The 21,366-nt window shown below is 61.4% G+C and carries 20 protein-coding genes and 1 pseudogene; 1 reads left to right on the top strand and 20 read right to left on the bottom strand.

Annotated features, from left to right (window positions below; genetic code table 11):
- The 13 genes and pseudogenes from PHAMO_RS18985 to fsa form a co-directional block, all read right to left on the bottom strand.
- Positions 1-142: pseudogene (locus PHAMO_RS18985) on the bottom strand (electron transfer flavoprotein subunit alpha/FixB family protein); the annotation flags it as partial.
- A gap of 1 nt (position 143) precedes the next feature.
- Positions 144-893 carry an electron transfer flavoprotein subunit beta/FixA family protein gene (locus PHAMO_RS08990; protein WP_002728591.1) on the bottom strand — a complete coding sequence of 250 codons (750 nt, stop codon included), beginning with the start codon at positions 891-893 and terminating at the stop codon, positions 144-146.
- Entirely contained in the window at positions 890-1,720 is an 831-nt protein-coding gene (locus PHAMO_RS08985) for an SDR family oxidoreductase (protein ID WP_002728589.1), read from the bottom strand. Before PHAMO_RS08985 ends, PHAMO_RS08990 begins: the two co-directional genes overlap by 4 nt.
- Positions 1,717-2,274: a thioesterase family protein gene (locus PHAMO_RS08980; protein ID WP_002728587.1), complete on the bottom strand. Its 558-nt coding sequence runs from the start codon at positions 2,272-2,274 to the stop codon at positions 1,717-1,719. The genes PHAMO_RS08985 and PHAMO_RS08980 overlap by 4 nt, the downstream gene beginning before the upstream one ends.
- Before the next feature lie 17 nt (positions 2,275-2,291).
- Positions 2,292-4,076 carry an acyl-CoA dehydrogenase C-terminal domain-containing protein gene (locus PHAMO_RS08975; protein ID WP_002728585.1) on the bottom strand — a complete coding sequence of 595 codons (1,785 nt, stop codon included), beginning with the start codon at positions 4,074-4,076 and terminating at the stop codon, positions 2,292-2,294.
- 30 nt (positions 4,077-4,106) lie between these two features.
- Positions 4,107-6,428: a 3-hydroxyacyl-CoA dehydrogenase/enoyl-CoA hydratase family protein gene (locus tag PHAMO_RS08970; RefSeq protein WP_002728583.1), complete on the bottom strand. Its 2,322-nt coding sequence runs from the start codon at positions 6,426-6,428 to the stop codon at positions 4,107-4,109.
- A complete protein-coding gene (locus PHAMO_RS08965) occupies positions 6,428-7,564 on the bottom strand; it encodes a thiolase family protein (protein ID WP_002728581.1) in 1,137 nt (378 codons plus the stop codon). Before PHAMO_RS08965 ends, PHAMO_RS08970 begins: the two co-directional genes overlap by 1 nt.
- A gap of 82 nt (positions 7,565-7,646) precedes the next feature.
- Complete coding sequence (locus tag PHAMO_RS08960; protein WP_002728579.1) at positions 7,647-8,042, bottom strand: MerR family transcriptional regulator; 396 nt, start codon at positions 8,040-8,042, stop codon at positions 7,647-7,649.
- Between the two features lie 124 nt (positions 8,043-8,166).
- Complete coding sequence (locus tag PHAMO_RS08955) at positions 8,167-9,834, bottom strand: long-chain-fatty-acid--CoA ligase (RefSeq protein ID WP_002728577.1); 1,668 nt, start codon at positions 9,832-9,834, stop codon at positions 8,167-8,169.
- 35 nt (positions 9,835-9,869) lie between these two features.
- The gene (locus PHAMO_RS08950; protein ID WP_002728576.1) at positions 9,870-11,141 is read right to left on the bottom strand and encodes an OmpP1/FadL family transporter; all 1,272 of its coding nucleotides are present in this window, start codon (positions 11,139-11,141) and stop codon (positions 9,870-9,872) included.
- A gap of 218 nt (positions 11,142-11,359) precedes the next feature.
- Positions 11,360-11,665: an SCP2 sterol-binding domain-containing protein gene (locus PHAMO_RS08945; protein ID WP_002728575.1), complete on the bottom strand. Its 306-nt coding sequence runs from the start codon at positions 11,663-11,665 to the stop codon at positions 11,360-11,362.
- Between the two features lie 290 nt (positions 11,666-11,955).
- Positions 11,956-12,756 carry a TOBE domain-containing protein gene (locus PHAMO_RS08940; protein WP_002728574.1) on the bottom strand — a complete coding sequence of 267 codons (801 nt, stop codon included), beginning with the start codon at positions 12,754-12,756 and terminating at the stop codon, positions 11,956-11,958.
- Positions 12,757-12,820: 64 nt separating this feature from the next.
- On the bottom strand, positions 12,821-13,477 hold the full coding sequence (gene fsa, locus PHAMO_RS08935) for a fructose-6-phosphate aldolase (RefSeq protein ID WP_002728573.1): 657 nt from the start codon (positions 13,475-13,477) through the stop codon (positions 12,821-12,823).
- A 145-nt stretch (positions 13,478-13,622) separates the two neighbouring features.
- On the opposite strand from fsa, the gene PHAMO_RS08930 reads away from it, so the two are divergent.
- Positions 13,623-14,321 (top strand): class I SAM-dependent methyltransferase, encoded by a 699-nt coding sequence (locus PHAMO_RS08930; RefSeq protein WP_002728572.1) that lies wholly within the window; start codon positions 13,623-13,625, stop codon positions 14,319-14,321.
- Positions 14,322-14,409: 88 nt separating this feature from the next.
- On the opposite strand, the gene PHAMO_RS08925 is transcribed toward PHAMO_RS08930, so the two are convergent.
- The 7 genes from PHAMO_RS08925 to PHAMO_RS08895 all read right to left on the bottom strand — a co-directional run bounded on the left by PHAMO_RS08925 (position 14,410) and on the right by PHAMO_RS08895 (position 21,272).
- Positions 14,410-15,015, bottom strand: coding sequence for an acetate uptake transporter (locus PHAMO_RS08925; protein ID WP_002728571.1), 606 nt, complete (start codon positions 15,013-15,015; stop codon positions 14,410-14,412).
- Between the two features lie 257 nt (positions 15,016-15,272).
- Positions 15,273-15,845, bottom strand: coding sequence for a YqgE/AlgH family protein (locus PHAMO_RS08920; RefSeq protein ID WP_002728570.1), 573 nt, complete (start codon positions 15,843-15,845; stop codon positions 15,273-15,275).
- 5 nt (positions 15,846-15,850) lie between these two features.
- Positions 15,851-16,357: a MaoC family dehydratase gene (locus tag PHAMO_RS08915; RefSeq protein WP_002728569.1), complete on the bottom strand. Its 507-nt coding sequence runs from the start codon at positions 16,355-16,357 to the stop codon at positions 15,851-15,853.
- Positions 16,358-16,399: 42 nt separating this feature from the next.
- Positions 16,400-17,509 carry a hypothetical protein gene (locus PHAMO_RS08910; RefSeq protein WP_155801624.1) on the bottom strand — a complete coding sequence of 370 codons (1,110 nt, stop codon included), beginning with the start codon at positions 17,507-17,509 and terminating at the stop codon, positions 16,400-16,402.
- A gap of 30 nt (positions 17,510-17,539) precedes the next feature.
- On the bottom strand, positions 17,540-19,924 hold the full coding sequence (locus PHAMO_RS08905) for a HAMP domain-containing protein (RefSeq protein ID WP_002728567.1): 2,385 nt from the start codon (positions 19,922-19,924) through the stop codon (positions 17,540-17,542).
- 267 nt (positions 19,925-20,191) lie between these two features.
- Complete coding sequence (locus PHAMO_RS08900) at positions 20,192-20,647, bottom strand: ribbon-helix-helix domain-containing protein (protein WP_002728566.1); 456 nt, start codon at positions 20,645-20,647, stop codon at positions 20,192-20,194.
- 7 nt (positions 20,648-20,654) lie between these two features.
- Positions 20,655-21,272, bottom strand: a complete 618-nt coding sequence (locus PHAMO_RS08895; RefSeq protein ID WP_002728564.1) for a GNAT family N-acetyltransferase — start codon at positions 21,270-21,272, stop codon at positions 20,655-20,657.
- Between the last annotated feature and the right edge of the window lie 94 nt (positions 21,273-21,366).

Genomic DNA, 21,366 nt, shown 5'->3' with positions numbered 1-21,366 from the left:
CGACCTGGGCCACGGCGGCAACACCCGCTCCGGCGACCAGAAGATGGACATCGCCCCCCAGCCGGACGGCGGCGGCGACGGTGTTGAGGGTCGCGGGCTTCAGCGCCCCGGCTTCGTGTTCGGCGAGGACAAGAACGCTCATCTCAGATCACCTTCGCTTCGGACTTCAGCTTCTCGACCAGGGTGGCGACATCGGCCACCTTGATCCCGGCCTGACGCTTCGCCGGTTCCTCGACCGACAGCGTGATCAGACGCGGTGCCACATCGACGCCCAGCGCCTCGGGCGTGACCGTCTCAATCGGCTTTTTCTTCGCCTTCATGATGTTGGGCAGGCTGGCATAACGCGGCTCGTTCAGACGCAGATCGGCGGTCACCACCGCCGGAAGTTCCAGCGCCACCGTCTCCAAACCGCCATCGACCTCGCGCGTGACCGCGACCGAGCCATCGGCCACCGCCAGCTTCGAGGCGAAGGTACCCTGCGGGCGCCCCAGCAACGCCGCCAGCATCTGCCCGGTCTGGTTCGAATCGTCGTCGATCGCCTGCTTGCCCAGCAGGACCAGACCCGGCTGTTCCTTCTCGGCAAGACATTTCAGGATCTTCGCGACCGCCAGGGGCTGGATCTCGGCTTCGGTCTGAACCAGGATGCCACGGTCGGCCCCCATCGCCAGAGCCGTCCGCAACGTCTCCGTTGCCGCCTGCGGGCCGACCGAGACCGCGACGATCTCGGTTGCCGTGCCCGCTTCTTTCAGCCGCACCGCCTCCTCGACCGCGATCTCGTCAAACGGATTCATGCTGAACTTGATATTGGCGGTCTCGACACCGCTCTTGTCCGACTTAACCCGGACCTTCACGTTGTAATCGACCACCCGTTTGACCGCGACCAGGACTTTCATCGCAACGATTCCTCTACGAACAAATCGGTCAAAAGCATCCCGTTCGGATCGACCGCATAAGCCGCCAGATCGGTGACACCCTCCTCGGCCAGCGCCTCCTCGTCGATAAAGAAGCGCCCGGTGCACTCCCGCGCTGGACGAGTCAGGATCGCGTGCGCGGCGTCGGCGACGATCTCGGGACGACGGCAATGCGCGGGTTTGATCGCGCCAACCATGTTCATCGCGGCGGTGTCGATCAGAGTACGCGGCCACAGCGCATTGGCGGCGATTCCCGCCTCGCGGAATTCCTCGGCCCAGCCCAGCACAAACAGGCTCATCCCCATCTTGCTGATGGTGTAGGCCGGATGCGCTCCGTACCAGCGCGACGATAGCGACGGCGGCGGTCCCATCACCAGAATATGCGGATTGGCGGCTCGCTTCAGATGGGGCAAACAGGCGCGCGTAACGGCGAACGTGCCGCGCACGTTGATCGACATCATCAGGTCATAGCGCTTCATTTCGGTCTCGGCGGTGCCGGTCAGACTGATCGCGCTTGCATTGTTAACGACAATATCGATCCCGCCGAACCTCTCGACCGATTGAGCCACCGCGGCCTCGATCTCCGCCTCGTCACGGACATCGACCTTGACCGCCAGGGCAAGGCCGCCCGACGCCTCGATCTCGGCGGCGGTATCGTGAATAGTGCCAGGCAGCCGCGCATGCGGTGTCTCGGTCTTCGCGGCAACGACGACGTTAGCTCCGTCGCGCGCCGCCCTCAACGCGATGGCCTTGCCGATTCCCCGGCTGGCACCTGTAATGAACAGCGTTTTTCCCGACAGCGATCTCATGCCGCTTCCCCCTGTTCGACCGGCAGTTCCGCCGGTGCTTGTTCAAAGGCGGTATCAAGATCCCGCCACGATTCGACCCAGGCCGGGACTTTGGGAGATGGACCGGAAAAGCCTGCCGCTTCGATCACCTTCGATGGCGGCACCACCCCGTTCTTTCCAACGAAGGCTCCGCGCATCAGCGCCTGGCAGGACAGTCCCTCCTCCGTCTCGACCCGGTGTTCCATATAGATCCAACGGTCGTCCCAGGCGATCAGCCGACTGGTCAGACTGAACCGCTGGAACGGCCGCAACGGACGGCGATACCGCACGACACTTCCGGCCAGAACCGGCTGCCAGCGTTCGCGCAATACCGTCCGCCACAGCTTTCCCCGGATGATCATGTCCAACCGCCCCAAATCCATCAGAGCCAGATAGCGGGCGTTGTTCATGTGGACGTTGACATCGAGATCATGCGGCCACACCCGGAAGCGCAGCACCGACAGATCGATGAGGCCCAGGCGGGGACGGAAAAGGGAGGCGATCAGAACCGCCAGCAATCGCAACCAAAGGTTCAATATCGCCTCCCCTTCGCTTAGAACGCGGCTTCGTCGAAATCCATCATCGACTTGCCGCCCGCCATAACCATCGCGAACAGAGCGTTGGTCTGGGGCAGCACCCGCTCGACATAAAAGCGAGCGGTGGCGACTTTGGCGCGGTGGAAGCCATCGGGATCGTCGTTGAGCTTGGCCAAACTGATCTCCGCCATCTTCGCCCACAGATAGCCGAGCGCGGTCAGGCCGAGCAGACGGAGATAATCGGTCGCCGCCGCTCCCGCTTCATCGGGGTTGGCCATCCCGGCGCGGGCGACCTGGGCGGTGGCCTGCTGGAGACGGACGAAGGCCTTGGCCAGCGGCTGCACGAACTCGCCCAACTGCTCGTCCTCGACCTTGGCCTCAATGAAGGCCGAGACCGGATGGAAGAAGCGGCGCAGATTACGCCCGGCATGGGCAGGCAGTTTGCGCCCGACCAGATCGAGCGCCTGGATACCGTTGGTACCTTCATAAATCTGGGCAATCCGGCAATCGCGGACATATTGCTCCATCCCGTGTTCGCGGATGAAACCATGGCCACCGAACACCTGCATACCGAGATTGGTTGCCTCAAAGCCGAGATCGGTCAGCAATGCTTTGACCACCGGCGTCATCAACGCGACGAACTCCTCAGCCTCGGCCCGGACCGCCGGATCGGGATGGTGTTCCTCGTGATCGATCGCCCGACCGACCCAGGCGGCCAGCGCCCGGCTTCCCTCGACATAAGCGCGGTGAGTCAACAGCATCCGCCGCACGTCGGGATGAACGATGATTGGATCGGCGGGCTTGTCGGGATGCTTGACTCCGGTCAGCGCACGGCCTTGGAGACGTTCACGGGCATAAGTCACCGCGCCCTGATAAGACGCCTCGGCCAGCCCCAGCCCCTGCACGCCCACCGACAGACGTTCGGTGTTCATCATCGCGAACATCGCGCGCATGCCCTTGTTGGGCTCGCCGACCAGCCAACCAATCGAATCGTCGAAATTCATCACGCAGGTCGAGGACGCCTTGATCCCCATTTTGTGCTCGATCGAGCCGCAGGAGACCCCGTTCGACGCACCGGGAGTGCCGTCTTCCTTCAGCCGATATTTTGGCACCAGGAACAGGCTGATCCCCTTCACTCCCTTCGGCGCGTCGGGCAGACGGGCGAGGACGAGATGAATGATATTTTCGGTCAGATCGTGCTCACCGGCCGAGATGAAGATCTTGGTGCCGGTGATCTTATAGCTGCCATCGCCCTCGGGGATCGCCTTGGTGCGGAGCAGACCGAGATCGGTGCCGCAATGCGGCTCAGTCAGGCACATCGTTCCCGACCAGGTTCCATCGACCAGCTTCGGCAGATAAGTATCTTTCAGTTCGTCCGATCCGTGAGCGTGCAGGGCGACATAGGCCCCGTGCGACAGGCCGGGATACATCCCGAACGACAGATTGGCCGAGCAAATCATCTCCTCGATCAGGATGCCGACCGATTTCGGCCATCCCTGACCGCCATGGGCCGGATCGCACGAGATCGAGGTCCAGCCGCCTTCGCGGAACAGGGTGTAGGCTTCGCGGAAACCCTTCGGCGTGCGGACCACGCCGTTCTCGAAGGCGCACCCCTCCTCATCGCCGGAGCGATTGATCGGGTGAAGGACTTGTTCGCAGATCTTGGCGGCCTCGTCGAGAACCGGGTCGATCAGGTCGCGGGTGAAATCCTCGAAACCGGGCAGACTGGCGAGGCCGTCGCCTTCCATCAGGTCGAAGAGGACATAGCGCATGTCGCGCAGGGGAGCCGTATAGCTGGCCATGATGTTTCTTCCTATCCGTCAGAAAGGCCGTCAGTTGCGCAGAGGCTTGCCGGTGAGCAGCATCGTCTCGATCCGGGCCAGCGTGCCGGGATGGCGCACCAGTCGCATGAAGCGGCTGCGCTCCAACTCCAGCACCTGCTCCTCGTCGAGCGGCGTGGTCACGTCGGTATCGCCGCCAGTCAGCACCTCAGCCAGCGCGCCGCTGACCACCTCGTCATGCGGTGTCGCCTTGCCTTGACGGCGCAACGAACCGATTGCGAGGTCAAGCGCGACCTTGCCGCTGGGACCGGGCAGGGTCAGCACCGGCGGCGCGGGCGGGACATAGCCTTCGACCAGCGACAAAGCCTTGGCCTTGGCGTCGGCCAGCAAACGGGCCCGATTCATCGTGACGCCATCGGAGGGCCGGAGGAACAGCAGTTCCTTGGCCTCGGCCGCCGACTTGGCGACCGTCGCGACGGCCACCGTTTCGAACACCTTGCCCACGGCGGGCATCGGCCCCTTGGGCAGATTGCCGAGGCTCGACCAGCGCGACAGCATTTCCTTGCATCCGCCCCAGCCGGGGACCAGTCCGACCCCGACCTCGACCAGACCGACATAGGTCTCGGCATGGGCCTGAACCGCATCGCAATGAAGCAGGATTTCGCAGCCGCCGCCCAACGCCATCCCCGACGGAGCGCCGACCACCGGGAACGGCGCGTATTTCAGGGCGCGGTAGGTTTGCTGCCCGGCGGTGACCATCTGTTCGATTTCGGTCCACGCCGCAATGTTCGCCGCGAACAAAGCCAACCCCAGATTGGCCCCGGCCGAGAAGTTGCTGCCCTCGTTATAGATCACGAGAGCCTTGAAGTCCTTTTTGACCCGGCGGATCGACTTGCCCAGCAGGTCCATGATCTCGCTGTCGATCGAATTCATCTTGCTGGTGAATTCGAAGCAGGCAACCCCATCCCCGATATCCCAGAGTGCCGCTGAACCGTTCTTCAGCACCGGCTGGCGATTCAGTTTCAGGTCGTCTAGCAGAACGACCCCCTCGGGACGGACCAGATCATGGTAAGCGCCGTCGAGGCCCAGAACCTGACGCCGCCCCGCCTCGATCCGGTGGAAGGTCCGACCGGCGGCAAGACGCAGAGCGGGGGGAACCGCCCAACCTTCGCGTTCCAGCCGCGACACCAGCCAATCGACACCAACTTTGTCGATTAACTGGAACGGACCCTGCTTCCAATTGTAGCCAAGCCGCATCGCCTCATCGATCGCTTCGACCTCATCGGCGGCATCGCCCAGCAGAAAAGCGGCATAGGCCAGGGTACGGCCCAGCACCCGCCAGGCATAGCGGCCGTGCGGGCTGTCATGATCGAGCAACGCCGTCAGCGACCGGCCAGCGGCGGCAATCGCCTCGACATCGGCCTTGCGGGCGGGGCGGAAGGCTCCGGTGACCAGATCGACCGCTTCCTTGCGCTTCCCGGCCTCGCGGTTGACGCGATAAAAACCACCTTTGCCCTTGCGCCCGGTATAACCCTCGGCGATCAGCTTATCGACCAGCGGCACCGGCCGGTTGAGGGCATGGAACGGATCCTCGGCGGGCAGCGCTGCTGCCAGACTGGCGTTGACGTGCGGCATCAGATCGAGTCCGACCAGATCGAGCAGCCCAAACACGCCAGTCTTGGGTATCCCCATCGGACGGCCGACGATCGCATCGACGTCTTCGATATCCAGCCCCATCTCGACCGCTTCGATCACTGCGGCCTGGAGCCAATAGACACCCAGCCGATTCGCGATGAAACCGGGCCGGTCCTTGGCCTCGACCACGCTTTTGCCCAGACGGTGATCGGCGAAGTGACGAACCGCTTCCAGCGCCTCGGGCCGGGTGGCAGGGCCGCCGACCAGTTCAAGCAAGCGCATGTAGCGTGGCGGGTTGAAGAAATGGGTGATGCAGAAATCGCTGGCGAACGTGGTTGGCAGACCGCCAATCAGCGCCGAGAGCGGTATCGTCGATGTGTTCGATGAAACCACGCTGCCCGGCTTACGCGCTGCTTCGATCTTGGCGTACAGCGACTGTTTGATGTCGAGCCGCTCGATCACCGCTTCAACGATCCAGTCGCACTCGGCCAGAGCGGCCAGATGATCCTCGATATTGCCCGGCGTGACCAGCCGGGCGGCATCGCGGCTCATGAACGCCGCCGGGTCGGCCTTCTTCAGCCGCTCCAACGCGCCTTCGGCAATCGCGTTGCGATTGGTGGCATCGGCCGGAACGATGTCCAGCAGCAGAACCGGTATTCCGGCATTGGCGACCTGGGCGGCGATCCCCGCCCCCATGGTCCCCGCGCCGATCACGGCAACCTTATCGATGTTGGCCATTACACCGCCTCCAGGATGGTGGCGATGCCCTGACCGCCGCCGATGCATTGGGTTGCCAGGGCAAAGCGTCCCTTTTCCCGCTTCAGCAACGATGCCGCCTTACCGACGATGCGGGCGCCGGTCGCGCCGAGCGGGTGGCCGAGCGCGATCGCGCCGCCATCGAGATTGACCTTTTCCACTGGCAGGCCGAGATCGCGGATGCAGGCAATCGACTGGCTGGCGAAGGCTTCGTTCAACTCGATCACGTCCAGTTGACCAACCTCGATCCCGGCGCGGGACAGCGCCTTGCGGGTGGCGCCGACCGGGCCGATTCCCATCACCGCCGGATCGCAGCCGCACACCGCGAAGCTTCGGATCGCGGCCAGGATTTCCAGACCATGGGCGAGGGCATAATCCTCGGAGCAGACCAGAACCGCCGACGCGCCATCGGTCAACGGCGAGGACGTCCCAGCGGTTACGACACCCTCGGCGTTGAAGGCGGGTTTCAGGTCGGCCAGACTTTCCAGCGTCGTGTCGGGGCGGATGCAGCCGTCGGCGGTGACGGTGCCCTTGCGGCCGGTGATCGGCACGATCTCGGCTTCAAACCGTCCGGCGTCTCGGGCGGCGGCGGCACGGCGGTGCGAGACAACCGCGAATTCCTCCTGTTCACGACGGCTGATGCCATAGCGGGCAGCGACGTTCTCGGCGGTGTCGCCCATTCCGATATAAGCGGCAGGCAAGCGGGCGGCCAGAGCCGGGTTCGGCAGCGGATTGAAGCCCATCATCGGCACGCGGGTCATGCTTTCGACACCGGCACAGACGAAGACATCTCCTGCCCCGGCCAGGATCGACCCGACCGCGACATGTACCGACGTCATCGACGAGCCGCAGAAGCGGTTGAGTGTCGCCGCGCCAACCGATTGGGGCAGATCGGCGATCATGCCGACCAGACGGGCAAGGTTGAACCCCTGCTCGCCCTCGGGGAAGGCGCATCCAAGCAGCAGATCCTCGATATCCCCCGCCGGAATCCCTGAACGGGCGACAAGAGCTTGGACCACCTGCCCAGCAAGATCGTCAGGACGAACCGACGCCAGATCCCCCTTCTTAGCCGGAGTGAAGGGCGAGCGCACGTAACCGGCGACAACCACCTTTTTCATCGACGAGTCTCCAGGACTTGATTGGTTTTTTGGAGGAACGCCGTCGAAAGGAGAGGCCGCGCGGCCTGCTGCCCTCCCCTTTCTAGGCGGAACCGATATCCACGCCCTTGGTGCGCAAGGTTTCGAGACTGATCCGCTCGATATCGCGCAATTCGCTCAAGGAGGTCTGAACCGCCTGAAGCTGATCCTCGAGCTGGGCGATGCGCTCGTGGACCTTGGTGACGAGAAGCCGCAACTGCCCGACCTGGGTGGTGTCCACCACATACAGGTCGAGAAACTCCTTGATATCCCGCAACGTGAAGCCCAAACGCTTGCCGCGCAGGATCAAAATCATCCGGGCGCGATCGCGGTGGGTATAGACTCGGGCATTGCCAGCACGCTGGGGCCGGATCAGCCCCTGATCCTCGTAGAAACGGATAGTGCGAGGCGTAACCCCCAGTTCGCGCGCCAGCTCGGTGACCGAGTAGAGTTTTTCCATGACCGTTTTGCATCCATAGGTGCATAAGTTGACGTTTAGGTTCAAAGGCTTCCCTATACGTCGCTCTGATAGCATGGTTTGCCGACATGGTCATAGCCATCTTCCAGACTTTTTCTCTATCGGATCAGACGGCGTTCTGCCGTGGGGCGTCCCGGTCGGCGCGCGCTTTTTCCTCGGCCACCAGCTCTCGTTTGGACAGCTTGCCGATCATCGTCTTGGGCAATTCATCGCGCAATTCGATGCTTTTGGGCATTTCGATGCGTGACACCTGCCCGCTCAGGAAGGTCCGCAGATCTTCCGGCGTGGCCACGACCCCTTCGCGCAGGCGGACGAAAGCCTTGGGAGCTTGGCCGCGATAGGGATCGGGAATACCGATCACCACCACTTCGGCCACTGCCGGATGCTGGTATAGAACCTCTTCGATCACCCGCGGATAGACATTGAAGCCACCACAGATGATGACGTCCTTGATCCGATCGACGAGGTAGTAATAGCCATCGTCATCGCGGTAACCGATATCGCCGGTGCGCAAGGCACCATCGACGAAGACCTGAGCGCTATCGTCTGGACGGTTCCAGTAACCGGCCATCACCTGAGGCCCGCGCACGCAAATCTCGCCACGCTCGCCCTGCGGCAGGATGGTCTCGGGATCGGCGGGAGAGCGCACCTCGATCACGGTGCCGGGCAGAGTCATCCCAATCGAGCCGGTTCGGGCTTCGCCAGTCAGCGGGTTACAAGTTACCACCGGAGAGGTTTCCGACAGACCATAGCCCTCGACCACCCGGCAACCCGTCAGATGCTCGAACCGTGTCGCCACCTCGACCGGCAGCGGAGCGCCCCCCGAGATACAAATGCGGATCGAGGTGAGGTCATAGCTCCCGGTAGCCGCTGCGCCGTTGATCGCGGTATAGATCGTCGGCACTCCGGGAAAGAACGTCGGCTTCTTTTTACCGATCAGCTTCAGAACCTGTTCAAGATCGAAGCGCGGCAGCAAGATGATCTCGCAGCCGAAGCTAATGCCGAGGTTCATCACCACCGTCATCGCAAAGACATGGAACAGCGGCAAAACCCCCAGCATCCGCTCCTGCCCTGACTGTATCTGGGGCACCCATTGCCGCAATTGCTCGGCATTGGCGGTCAGGTTGGCGTGGGTCAGCATCGCCCCCTTCGGCACGCCGGTGGTGCCTCCGGTATATTGCAGCACCGCGACATCGGTTTCGGGGACGATCGTCACCGGCTTGGGCTTGCCGTCATTGGCGATCAGCCGGGCATACGGAACGTGGCGGAGATCCTCGGGAACCTCGGCCATTTCCGACCGCCGCAGCACCGAGAACAGCACGCTCTTGACCGAAGGCAGGATACCGCTCATCGGACAAACCACCACCCGTTCCAGGCAGGTCTCGTCCAGCATCGCGGCGACCTTGGGATAAATCTGCTTCAGATCGAGCGTCACCATGATGGTCGTGCCCGAATCTTCGATCTGATGCTTCAACTCGCGCTCGACATAGAGCGGATTGTAATTGACCACGATGCCGCCGATCTTCAGCACCGCGTAGTAACAGATGATGAAATAGGGGGTGTTGGGCAGGCAAAGACCAACCCGCACCCCCTTCTTCACACCAAGATGCTGGAACCCGCGTGCGGCCCGGTCAACCAGATCGCCCAACTCGGCATAGGTCGTGCGCCGCCCCAGGAAATCGATCGCTGGTTGCGCAGAGAACCGGGCTACCGCCTGATCCAGCAGGTTCGCGACCGGAGAGGTCGGGATGGTGGTCGGAGAATGCGTCATCATGGTATTCACGATCCCTTACCCCTTCCGGCCAAAGCCTAGAATTTCATTGAAAGGCTTGTGCTTACGATATCGACGCTACTGACATACTCACCGGTCAGGGTGCCGGTCTCTGCCGTTCCCAATTCGTTGAGAGGTGCCTTGTCGGCAAACAGATGGGCGTAGCCGATATTGAACTGGTTGTTATTGGTCAGGTCATAGGTGTACCCGGCCGAGACCCAGTACCGATTCGAGTCGGGAACCCGAGCGGTACGATGAGTGTCGTCGGTCGCCGATTGGTCGTAGGCGAGACCGAAATGGACCTTGCCTGACGATTCGGTCGTGTAGGTCGCGCCCGCCGACAGGAACCAAGTGTCATGCCAGCTTTCGTCAACCACCGAGTCGTTGCGTCCGTTGCCGAACTTGACCCGCAATTCTTTGAAGCTGGACCAGCGGGTCCATTGCACGTCGCTCATCACCGCCCATCGCGGCGATAGTTCGTGATAAAGGCCCAGCGCCACTGTATCGGGGGTAGTCAGATTGGCCGACGCGCTGTCGTTGGCGAAGCGCGGCGAGGCAAGATACGGAGTCGGAATGCCTTCGAACTTGGCCTTCCCCGAGATCGTGTGCTGAATTTGCGAGCGGTAATTCAGACCGATTCGGGATGTCGGACTGAATTCCCACAAGGCTCCGAAATTGCCGCCATAGCCGATAGCGTCACCCTGAACCGTCGATTTTCCATCTGTCAGGCCGAAGTTCAAGGCCTGCGACAGCGTTACCTTGGTGTAATCGAACTGAACCCCCGCGCCGATCGACAGATTTTGATTGATCCGATAGGCGATAGACGGATTGGCATTGATGTTGGTGATATTGCTTTGTAAGGCGTGATAACGCCCGACCCAATCGGGTTTGTAATGTGAGCGCAGACCATACGGCGCGGTCACCGCCAAGCCGACCTTAAGATCCGGATCGGCATCCCACATCGCATAGACCGACCCTACCGCCGCATCCATGATGGCGTCTTCGCCGGTGGTGCCACGAACCGAACGGTTCCGAAGACTGGCCTGACCGTTGAACTCGGCGGTCGGCATGATGTAGGTGGTCGAACCGGCCACCTGTGACCCCTCCAGCCGGGTCATCCCCGCCGGATTATAATAAATCGTGCTGAGATCGTAGGCCTTGGCGGTTGAACCGGCAAACGCATTGCCCAACCCTTCGGCGCTCTGCTCACGCAACGCAAACCCTGCGGCCTGGGCGTCGGCGGAAGCCGCCAGCGCCGAAATAAGGCCAAGCATCCCCATACACGCCTGACGGCGAATCATCTGAGACATAGTGTGTTTTCCTCCCGAGGCGATCTTAACGTCGCCATTGGAGTAAAGCTAACCGTCTCCCCTCATCGCGTCAATAGCTTTACGTTTACGTAAACGTAAGAGAGATCTACACCCCTCCGCACTGTATGTTCCCGTTTTATTACCGTTTAGACAGGATTGCGGGATGGGGGGCCGAACGCACGACCCCACACCCTTTTGCGGTAAAAACAAATGCTTTTTCAGCCGATAGCGCCGACCAGTTTCATCGCAACGCCCATCGACCCGGTGACCTTCAGCTTACCCAGGGTATAGCCGAGCATGGGGTCCATCCGCCCTTCCATCAGCTTGATCAGATTGTCGGCCGACAAGCGAATTGTGCAGGCGGCATCGATATCGTCGTCGCTATCTCCCTCGCTCAGGGTTGGCTGAGGCGAGCGGGCATCGACCACCCAACAGCCGTCCCCTCCCAGATCGAAACGCACCACAGCCCCCAGACGGTTGAGACGGGGCAGCACATCCCGCAAACGATCTTCGACGTCGGACATTCAAAACCTCTCCCTGCGTTTTGCTGTTTTCGGCCATTTACGTTTACGTAAACGTAAAGCCAAAGTAAAGCCGGTTCGACATTCCACGCAAAGACCACAGTCCTACGAGAGACGACGCCGCCAACGCACGATTGGAGCGATTATTCCGTTTATTATGAACGTGATAAAAAGAAATCGTCGCCAGATACGGACGCATTCCTACGGATTCCGTACCTATTAACGAATTCGTCAGCTTTGTTCCTAAAGCGTAATATGACTAAGGGCAGACTACCCTCTTTTCCGCGCAGGAATCAGTCGATGGCGATAATCACATGCGACGCTTTGAACAGAGCCCAGGCGAATCGACCGGGAAACAGAGCCAAGGCATCAGCCGACTCGCGCGTCACGGTGGCGGCAATCGTCTTGCCTCCACCGATATCAAGACAGATTTCGCTACTGACCGGGCCATCGGTGCGGCGGACTACCGTACCGGGCAGACGGTTGCGAGCGGTTGCCTTCGGCTCGTTCACGCCTTCGGCCAGCATCACGAAGCTCGACGTGACCAGGGCGGTCACATCCTGCCCCAGCCGGATGCCAAGATCGCGCAGACTTTCGATCGTGATCAGGGCCGTCAGGGTCGCCATATCGGTCAAACGCAGCCCGACTTCGGCATTCACTCTGCCCAGACGGATTTCCTCGACACGACAGCGGAAGGTGTTGCGGGCGGTGGTTCTCATCCCCAGACGACGGAGCAACGCCGGAGCGTCAAGCGTGGTGCCATCGTCCGAAAACAACGCGGCAACGCGCTCCAATTGTGTTTCCATCTGGTGAAAAGCAGCAATCAGAGCCAGTCCATCGTCGGTAACGACAGCGCCGCCACCGTGACGGCCTCCGGCCTGGGCGACGACAGCGGGACGCGGCAACAGATTGTTGACTGCGTTCAGAGCCTCCCAGGCTCCTTTATAACTGATACCGACTGCCTGAGCCGCCTTCGAAATGCTGCCGAACTGGACTACCTGTTCAAGCAGACGAATGCGCTCGCGCCCGACCGCACTGCGGCCCGAGCCACGCAACGCCACTATCGCCTCGACCCTGTCGCCGTTTCCGTCCATCGATCGCCCTCACCGTCATATAACGGAACTATATAAAGGTGAGGGCGAAGCGAAAAGCAGAAGACTACAAAATCGACTGACCAGTTTTCTGCCAGTCCGCCATGAAGGTAGCCAAGCCTTTGTCGGTCAGGGGATGCTGAACCATCTGGCGCAGGACCGCTGGCGGCATGGTGACGACATGGGCCCCCAGCCGGGCCGCCTCGGTCACATGCATCGGATGGCGGATCGAGGCGGCCAGAACCTCGGTGCGGAACAGCGGGTAATTGTCGAAAATCGAAACGATATCGCCAATCAGCTCCATCCCGTCTTGGCCAACATCGTCCAGCCGCCCGACGAAAGGCGACACGAACGACGCACCGGCCTTGGCCGCCAGGATCGCCTGATTGGCCGAGAAACACAGGGTGACGTTGACTTTGACACCATCGTCGGCAAGCGTCTTGCAGGTGCGCAAACCCGCCATCGTCAACGGCACCTTGACCGCGACATTGGGGCGCAACGCCGCCAGCTTGCGCCCTTCGGCCAGCATCGTATCGTAATCGGTAGCGGCGACTTCGGCCGAAATCGGGCCGGGCACGATGTCGCAGATCTCGGCGATCACGTCGAGAATCCGCCGACCGCTTTTCGCGATCAGGGTCGGATTGGTGGTAACGCCGTCAACCAAACCGGTCGCGGCAAGATCGCGGATTTCCTGAACATCGGCGGTATCGACGAAGAACTTCACGGCGAACTCCCTTTCGTGACGGCAAATCGGTGGTCAGACTACCCCGCTTTGTTGAAGGTGTCGCCTTTGAAAGACCTTGCCAGGGTCTGGCATGCGGAGTCACCCTTCCGCCGCATGCACGGATGGACGCGAAGGACGAAATGCCATGGCCACGACAGAGCAGGAAACCGGCATCGGCGCGGTATTCGACCGAGCCGCGGCGTCCTACGATACCGGACGGCGGCGGCTGATCCCCTGCTTCGACGAATTCTACTCCAGCGCGCTGGACCTGGTGACCGAGGCGTTACCCCCCGGTGGTCGTGTTCTCGACCTTGGCGCGGGTACCGGCCTGCTGACGGCGCTGGTGGCCGATGCTCGACCGGATGCCGATTTCACCCTGACCGACCTGTCGGAAGGAATGCTGGAACGGGCCAGAACACGCTTTGCCGACCGGCCGAATTCGATCCATTTCCGAGCGATGGACCATTTGGCCCTCGATGACGTCGCGGCCTATGACGTGGTGATGTCGGCGCTGTCGATCCATCACCTGGAAGACGATGGCAAACGCCGTCTTTATGCCGCCTGCGCCCGTGCGCTGAAGCCCGGCGGGCGCTTCGTCAATGCCGATCAAGTCTCGGGCGACGATGCGGCGATGGAAGCGCGCTATTGGCAGCATTGGCGCGACAGGGTCGGCGCCAGCGGCCTTGATCAAGTGGAGATCGACGCCGCAATCGAACGGCAGAGCTTTGATCGCCGCGCGCCCTTGGCACCACAACTTGACTGGTTGCGCGAGGCGGGACTGAGCGCGGTCGAGTGCCGCTACAAGAATGTCAGCTTTGTGGTGATGTGCGGCGATCGGGGATAGCCGCACGGCCATCCCCTTCCTTATACCGGCCAACCCTGGATTTGACCCATTGGCCGGTTGGCATGAGAGGCGGTCACCGCCGATTATTTTACAGAACCGGCTTGCCGACCGGCAGAACGGTGCGGCCGAACAGGTCGCCCAACACGATGCTGGCCATCATGTACCAAGCCAGACCGGCGCAAACCAACAGATCCCAACCAGCAACGACGGTCATCTGCGGATAGCCGAAATGAGCGAGGTCAAGCAGAATGAAACCGATCAGCAGGGTGGTGAAGCACCCGGCCATCGCCTTGCTGATCCGCAGCGAGCCCACCCACAAAATCGTCGTGAACAGAGTCCAGCCGACCAGGAACCAGCCGATATCGGCGGTCGAGGACGGGAACAGATCGAACTTGTTGGCGATCAGCATCGCCGCCAGCGAGATCCAGAAACAGCCATAGGACGTGAACGCGACATAACCGAAATTGTTGCCGGTCTTCTGTTCCTGCAAACCGGCAATTACCTGAGCCAGACCGCCAAAGACCAGCCCCAGCCAGATCACCGGACCGATTCCGGCCCAGCCGATATTGTGGAACTGAAGCATCATCGTCGTCAGACCGAACCCAGCCAGCCCGATCACGGCCGGATTCCCAAGCTTCGGCGCCGTTGCGCCCCCCGTTTTCTGATCGGTCGATACGGCCGAAATATGAGACATTGTTCGCCTTTCATTGTTTACGCCCATGCGATAGGCATAGTGCGTTCCGCATGACGCGAAATGACGGCGAACGGAATGGCTCCAGACCATGCTGGATCGATCCCCCCTGTTTCCCCGCCATTTTTATCATTTTATTGCGGCGAAACAGAGATACAGGCGCATCTCGTTACGGAGAAACGCTCATTCTACGCGACCATGCATACATTTTTGCATAGCTGGAATGCGAAGATAATGGGATGAAGCGCGAACGAGACCGCTCAGGCGTGACCGGCTTCGCCCGAGAGCAGACCGACATCGATCCCCAATTTGTTGATCGCCTGCTCGTATTTGCGATCAAGATCAGGCGCGAACAGCAGATCGGGATCAGAGGGCGCGGTTAACCAGGCATTGTCGCGAATCTCGTTGTCGAGCTGGCCTGACCCCCACCCGGCATAACCAAGCGCTAACAACATCCGACTGGGGCCGGTACCCTCTGCGATCGCACGCAGAACATCGACGGTGGCGGTTAACGCAACCCCCTCGGCCACCCGCATCGTGTTGTCGTGCAGGTAATCGTCGGAATGAAGCACAAAGCCACGGCCAACATCGACCGGACCGCCGAACAGAATGCGGATCGCCTCGCACTCTGTCGTCGAGGGGATTTCAAGCTGCTCCAGCAATTGCGGAAAGGTCAGCCCACCCAACGCCCGATTAACGACAAGTCCCATCGCTCCTTCGGCATTGTGGGCGCACAGATACACCACCGTCCGGGCAAAGCGGGGATCGGACATCTGGGGCATCGCGATCAACAATTGTCCGGCCAGATAGCCGGTGGTCATCGTTTGGGTCATGAGACTCACATATTCTGCCCCGGAACGGAAAGCAAGTCCCCCTGATCGGTTGGTCGCCGGGCGATCATGTTGACAGCCGTCAGAGTCATCACTGGCTCGGTCCGTTGGTTGACGACCTCGATAGCCGAGGTAACGATGCCGCGATCGGGCTTCGAGCGCGACGGAACCGCGTCAAGCACCGTCACTGTCACCGACAGCACATCGCCCGGCCGTACCGGGCGAAGCCAGCGCAACTGGTCGATTCCCGGCGAGGCAAGACTTCCCACCGTGGTCAGAAAATGCTCGGCCAACAGCCGCATCATCAGCCCAGCAGTGTGCCAGCCGCTGGCGATCAGCCCACCGAACGGTCCCTGCGCCGCAGCTTCGGGGTCGATGTGGAATATCTGGGGGTCGAAGCGCCGGGCAAAGGCGAGCACTTCTTCTTCCTCGACCGCGATCGAACCGCACCGATGCACCGAGCCGGGAAGGTAATCTTCGAAATAGCGATCGTCGCGTGACGTGGCGAAGCTCATATCGGGTCGCGCTCCTGATTAAGGGATCGTGATATCGACAGATTACACTCTCACCGCGCCCTCGGTAAGCCGGGCCAAGGTCTTAAGATCGCTCCGCGACCCAGCGCCTCGCTCGCGCAGCCGCTTGGCGATCGTGGCGATGACAACGGGCCTGCCGGGCAGCCCGAACAGATTGGCAAAGCTGTTGCGTCCCAGCACCCGATAGGCGGTGGCCAGACAGATCGCGGCCTGGAATGTCGTCAGCGACAAACCGGCAAATAATTCGGAGCGAACCGAATCGTTGACTCCGGCCAGGGCGGCGACAAGCTCGCGCATTTCGTTCGGCGACCGGGTGCCGATAATTTGCGAAACGGAACGGTCGGTCAGCGCGTCCCACCAGAATTCCTCCTGCGGCGAGGATGGCCGCCCCGGACCAGCCCCCTCCACACCCATCCGAAGCGACGGAGCCGGAGCGGGCTTTGGCACCGGAGGCGGAGAAACAATTTCCGGGACAGGAACCGGAACAGCGGCAACGGGTACCGGCGCGGAGGGTGTTAAGGTGCGCACCGCCTCGGCATCGCGCAAGTCAAGCAGCCCCGGCCCCAATCGCAGCACCGTCTCGACCGGCAGCGGAGCGTAATGGGGCACAAGCGGTACCTGCCAGTCGTGCAACAGGTAATCACGGATCGCCAGATAAAGTTGCCCCGCGTGCGAGGCCGGATCGTTGGGATCGCCTCCCAAGGCTGAACGGAAGTGGCGTTTGGCGTGGGTTCGGACAATCATCGCCACGATGTCCTCGACCGAGCGCCCGCAACGCAGCCGAACGCGGTCGTCATTGACCTGGCGCCCCTGTTCATCGACAAGCAATGCACTGAAACGGCTGCGCTGACTCTGAAAAATCTGCAAACACCCACTCAACAATTGGGTGCTGTCCATCACGGTATCGTAGAAGCGGTCACGCCCGATCGTGACAAAAGCAGGGACCAGACCGCGAAAGATCGCCGCCGCAGGTCCCTTGAGGGCTTCGTTAATAAAATGAACCGCTTCGAGACGCCCCGGAGGATCAGCCGAGCGGACGGTTGAGGGTCGTTTCAAGCCGCCACCATCCTTTGGCATTGCCGCCATACCCTTCCTAAGGTAATGCAGCGTACCGACCGAACGAGGCGCGGTCAAACATCGAGTTTCGTTCGGCCGCCTGGACATTCACCGCATGAAACGCGCGGCCGCGGCGACGGCAGCCAGAATCTGATCGCGGGTCAACGGCCGACCGATAAATCCAGGACAAACCGCTCCACCCGCCAGGGCAAGGCGGCGAAGCGGATCGCCATCGTCGATCAGAACCAGTGGCACCATCCCCAGCGGCTCCAACTGCGTGGGTTCAATGGCGAGCGTGGCGGCAACGACCAAATCGAACGGAGCACGGGTAGCAACAGCCCGAGCCGAAGCGGCCAGAGCCTCGCGCCCGCCCGGAACCCGAACCACCGCACCTCCGGCCTGTTCGGCAACTAAAGAGATTAGGCCGCGCTCATCGGCATCGGGCGCGACCACCAGAACTCGCTTCCCGATCAGACAATCGGGGTCGGGCTGGATTTCCACGCCTCCCGCCATCGGTTCCAGCGGCAGAACGCACCAGAGCGCACTGCCCAACCCGGCGCCGACATCGCCGCCGATAGTCCCGCCCAACTGTTCAACCAAAAGACGAATTAGGGCAAGGTCAAGATCTCCGGCATCGGAGTCCGGTGTCGGATGCAACAATGTTCCAACCCAGTCCGCGCCCCCTGCCCCGTCATTGCCGACCCACACCCGCAGATGCGGCATCGCCACGGTCCCGTCCAGCACGACCCTTTCGGCGAACAGACGGACACGCTCCACAGCGGCGGAAGCAGCGTGATCGAGCAGCAGGCCAAGCAGCCGGTCCAGCCAAACCGGATCGGCCCAAACCTTCGGCGGCAATCCCGGATCGATTCGAGCCTCGATCCGGTTTTTCCCATCCTCAGCGCGGGCGATGGCGGTGGCGATCACTGTAACAAGATCGACCTCGCAGGGCGTCGGGACGACATCTCCCCTCTCCAGCCGGGAATAGTCCAGTGCCGCGTCAAGCCGATGAAGCACCGGCCGGGCCTGAGCACCCAGCCCGTCCAGCAGAGGGCGCAATCGGGCGACCAGGGCGGCGAGAAAGTCCGAACGTGCCCTGGCGGTGGCGCGGTTCTCCTCGCTGGCTTTGGTCAGAACGCGGATCTGGGCATCGCGTTCATCGGTCGCGGTTTGGAACTTGGCCAGGATGCGGGTAAAAGCGGCGGCGATTTCGGCGGCCTCGGTTGTCGGTTCGGCGGCGAGCGGAGGAATGAATGAGCCGGATGAATCATGCGCCTCCATCTGGGCGAGCAGGTCGTGAAGAGTGCCGCGATTGACAGCGACGGAGTAGGACTCGGCTTCGTCCCGCTCGCTCTCCAGCCGACTCTTATCGGTTGCGTGTTGGCGAAACACCTCAATAGTCCGGGCCATTGCCGCCAGTTCGTCGTTGAGGTTGCTGTCCTCGACCTCTCGGCTCCAGTCGCCCCTTGCCCCGGCCTCCATCACCTCACGCAGGTCAAGCAAAGGGCGGCGGATCGAAAGGCCGATCATCGTGCTGATCCATCCCCCCAGCACCAGAAGCACAACCGCACTGACGGCCCCCACCGTCGCCAGCCGGGCCAATTGATCGTGCGACTGCCGACGCAGGTTTTCCTCGTGTTCGCGGCTACTGGCGATCAGACGGTCGATTGCCGCCGACATCGTTGCCTGACTTGGGCCCAATTCCTCGGATAGAATTCGTCCGCGTTCTTCGTAATTATGGGCAACCTCGTCGATCGCGACGGTCAGGGCGCGGGCACGCAACGCCAGCATCGCCAGAGCATCGCGTTGCAGGTCGCTGTCGGCAATCCGCGTCAGCACCGGGATCGATACCACCATCCGTTCCAGCCCGGCACGAACCTCATCGGCGCGGGCAATGTTGCCATCGAAAGAAAAGGCGTTGACCGCGATCAGCGTGCCGACAAAATTCTCATGCGATTTGACCAACGCCGACGCTAATTCGCCGTCGCCCCGTGTCCGGGCGGTCGAGTTGAGGATCGCATACAAACCTGAAATTTCGCCGATGCTCTGGTGAATCTGAGCTTCATACAGACGCGAGATGTCGGCATTGACCACCTTCAGGCTTTGAAACCCAGCAACGAAGCGCCGCGTTGCTTCGTGCATCGCCGCCGTATCGTCACTGTATGGAACCGGAGATGCGGTAGAATCGCCCATCAGAACGAACAATTCCTCGGACGCCCGCATCGCCTCCTTCAGCAAATCGTCGCCGGGATTGGCCAGATATTGCCGCACCAGACCCTGGACACGGCTGGCGCGGGCATCGATGTCGGACAGCGCAATAGCGCTGTGCTGGACCAGACGCAATTCGTCTATATCGTCACTGGTCACTTTCGCAGCGTGCCAGCCTAGCCCCCCCACCGCCAAGGCGACAAACACGTTGAGCGCGACCACCAGCGGAATGCGCCAAGCGATAGGAAGAGTCCTGATCCAGCGAAGCAGACGGCGAGAGACCATGTGCGCAATGGTACGTCATCCACACAGGACTTTAAACCCGAGCGGTCAACTTATACCAACCGGCCAACGGGTCAGATCAAGGGTGGCCAGTATATACCTTGTCCCGGCGGCTCCATGCGCCGCGTCGATGCCTCAAAAACCAGCATCGTGAGGGAACCTCCTGCACTAATCCGAATTTAATCAGGCAATATTCGCATAAAGTCTCCGCTTTGAATATGGTCCGGGATAGGAAGCGGCAGAACAAGAATATCCGCCGCTTCCCCCTTGTCACACCTCGACTGGCGATGACTGCCGACCGGAGCGGCGTGTACCGCTGGGATCGCCTTCGCGACTGGCCAGCACGAACACTCGGATTGCCGAAGTCAACCCGCCATCGGGATGACGGCGGCGGGCCGTCTGGCACAGTTCATCGACGCTGCATCCGACCTCGGACGATAGCGTCTCAAGCGCCCGCCAGAACTCCGCTTCAAGCTTGACGCTGGTCCGCCGACCATCGATTCGAACATTGCGGCAGATCAACCCGCCCGAGCGGCGCGTCAGGGGATGATCCCGCCGGACATAGCTCGACGGGTCGGCGATCCGCTCGTCGAGGCTGTTGATCGCGACCTCAAGGATCGCCATCAAGGGGCCGTTGTCCATCTCCAACGCACGATCAGCCAAACGGCGTAATTCAATGCGGATGTTGATATCGGCAACCAACCCCGTGGGATCATCCCACCCCATGACCGGCCTATTCCGCAGCAGTAAGGTGCTGAGGCTCGGGCCGGGACTTGATCCGGCTGAAGTCCCAGGAACCTTCGGGCTGAACGATCAGGCTTTCGAACTCAGGATCGCCGAACGGCCCGGCCTCGATCGCTCCCAGATCGGGGCGGCGGGGCAGATCGTGAATAATCGGAACCAGGGTGCCGCGGTACATATGGATCGCCTCGCCCGACTGACGACCGCCGAACCGCTTCCAGAAATTGACCGTTTCCTGACGGGCGCGACCCGCGACGGTGCGATAGCCCTTTTGCCGGGCCAGATCAAGCGCGGCACGGGCCAGACCAGCCAGCACCTGATACGAGCGATACCGGCGCCGGATACCAACCCGCTCCAGCAACGCGAAATCGGCAAACCACCTTAAACGAATTATGCCGGCCGGATCGCCATCGACGTAAGCAATTAGATGAGTTGAAACATAATCGTTTCCGTTGAATTCGTCGAAGTAGGTGATGTTATCCTCTTCGGCCAGGAATACCGCAGCGCGAACAGCCATCGCCATCGCGTGTTCGTCAGGGGTGCGAACCAGCCGAATCTCGATCGTAGGCGTGCGACTCTCAATAGCATCTTTTGAGGGCAGGGCGCTCATGATTGCGTCTCCATGCAAGAATTCCGACAGGGGCTATCTTGCTACGGTCCTGCGCAGTGTGGTATGCCGTGAAAACTGAATACCGCACACCGAC

It is taken from the genome of Magnetospirillum molischianum DSM 120 (genome assembly GCF_000294655.1).
GTDB classification, from domain to species: domain Bacteria; phylum Pseudomonadota; class Alphaproteobacteria; order Rhodospirillales; family Magnetospirillaceae; genus Phaeospirillum; species Phaeospirillum molischianum.
Note: the sequence above shows the minus strand (reverse complement) of the source record. Positions and strands in the feature narration are given on the sequence as shown.